The organism is Coleofasciculus sp. FACHB-712 (genome assembly GCF_014695635.1).
Classification (GTDB): Bacteria; Cyanobacteriota; Cyanobacteriia; order Cyanobacteriales; family FACHB-T130; genus FACHB-T130.
On the sequence record NZ_JACJOQ010000270.1, the window covers coordinates 1 to 1,922 of the forward strand.

The following is a 1,922-nucleotide window of genomic DNA, read 5'->3' on the forward strand; positions in this document are numbered from 1 at the left end:
TTTTTAGAGCTTACTGCTTTCCGAGTTCTGGTAGGCTAATTTTCAGCAACACCGCCTGAAAATTTCATGACTTCAACTCTTTATCAGCAAATTCAGCAGTTCTACGACGCTTCCTCCGGTCTGTGGGAACAGATTTGGGGCGAACATATGCACCACGGATACTATGGCGCTGATGGTACTCTGAAAAAAGACCGGCGGCAAGCGCAAATTGACTTAATTGAAGAATTGCTTAAGTGGGGTGAGGTGCAGGTCGGGGAAGGCTTGACTGCCCCCGCAAATATCCTCGATGTCGGCTGCGGGATTGGCGGCAGTTCTCTTTACTTGGCGCAAAAATTTAACGCAGCAGCAACGGGAATCACCCTGAGTCCCGTCCAGGCGACTAGAGCCAAAGAACGGGCAGCCATTGCTGGATTAAGCGATCGCACATCGTTCCAGGTGGCAGACGCCCTGAATATGCCCTTTGCAGACGATTCCTTTGACTTTGTATGGTCGCTCGAAAGTGGCGAACATATGCCCAATAAGCAGAAGTTCTTGCAGGAGTGCTACCGGGTACTAAAGCCGGGGGGAACTTTTCTGATGGCAACCTGGTGTCATCGTCCTGTCGGAGGCGCAGATGGGCAGCTGACAGATGATGAGCGGAAACATCTGGCGGAAATTTACCGCGTGTATGCTTTGCCTTACGTGATTTCGCTGCCAGAATATGAAACGCTGGCTCGTAAAGTTTCCTTCGAGAATATTCGCACGGCAGATTGGTCAAAAGCTGTCGCCCCATTTTGGGATATCGTGATTGATTCGACGCTCGATCCCAAAGCCATTCTGGGTTTGCTTTTCTCTGGCTGGACAACGATTCAAGCGGCGCTTTCACTCGGATTAATGAGCCGGGGCTATGAGCAAGGCTTGATTCGATTCGGATTGCTCTGTGCGACTAAGAAATAACGTTTGGGAACAAAAATTGCTTAAAATCAAGCCTGAGTATTCATTCAGGCACGCATGAGCCAGATTTCTCCTGAAAAGTCTTCCCTTCCCAAAACCAGTCCTTCTGAGTCCCACCCGGTGCGGCGTACTGGTTCCTGGCTCTACGCCTTATGGAAGTTCTCCCGCCCTCATACGATTATTGGCACCAGCCTGAGCGTGACGGCGTTGTACGCGATCGCACTTGCAACAGCTTCCGGGGGCGTCACCAGCGTCGAACAGTTTTTGGGTGCATGGATTGCCTGTCTGGGCGGAAATGTCTACATTGTCGGGCTAAATCAGCTCGAAGATGTGGAAATTGACAAAATTAACAAACCCCATTTACCCATCGCTGCTGGTGAATTTTCTAGGGCGCAAGCTCAAATTATTGTCGCCATTAGTGGAAGTGTGGCGCTGCTGTTGGCGCTTCTTCTGGGACGATATTTACTGTTCACGGTGGGGGTTAGTTTAGCCATTGGCACTGCCTATTCTCTGCCGCCGATTCGGTTAAAACGATTTCCTTTTTGGGCAGCGCTGTGCATTTTCACCGTGCGCGGAGTCATTGTCAATTTAGGGCTGTTTTTACACTTCAATTGGGTATTGCAAAAAAGCCAAGTGATTCCGGCATCAGTCTGGGCGCTGACGATGTTTGTGTTGGTGTTTACGTTTGCGATCGCTATCTTTAAAGATATCCCCGACATGGAAGGAGATAAGCAGTACAACATCAACACGTTTACGATTCAACTCGGTAAGCCAGCCGTCTTTAATCTCTCTCTTTGGGTGATTACGGTCTGCTACCTGGGCATGATTGTGGCTGGGATATTATCCCTAAGTGCGGTTAATTCCACATTTTTGATAATTACTCATGTATTCGCACTCTTGTTGCTGTGGTGGCGAAGTAGAAGTGTAGATTTGCAGGATAAGAGCGCGATCGCATCTTTTTACCAATTTATTTGGAAACTCTTTTTCTT

The 1,922-nt window shown here is 48.8% G+C and carries 2 protein-coding genes; both read left to right on the forward strand.

What is annotated here, in order from left to right:
• Positions 1-66: 66 nt before the first annotated feature.
• Complete coding sequence (locus tag H6F50_RS07485) at positions 67-936, forward strand: methyltransferase domain-containing protein (RefSeq protein ID WP_190428033.1); 870 nt, start codon at positions 67-69, stop codon at positions 934-936.
• 54 nt (positions 937-990) lie between these two features.
• The coding region (locus H6F50_RS07490; protein WP_190428035.1) for a homogentisate phytyltransferase at positions 991-1,922 on the forward strand (932 nt) is incomplete at its 3' end.

Coding starts and splice junctions, on each gene's coding strand:
- H6F50_RS07485 (WP_190428033.1), top strand. CDS start 67: ATGACTTCAACTCTTTATCAGCAAATTCAGCAGTTCTACGACGCTTCC.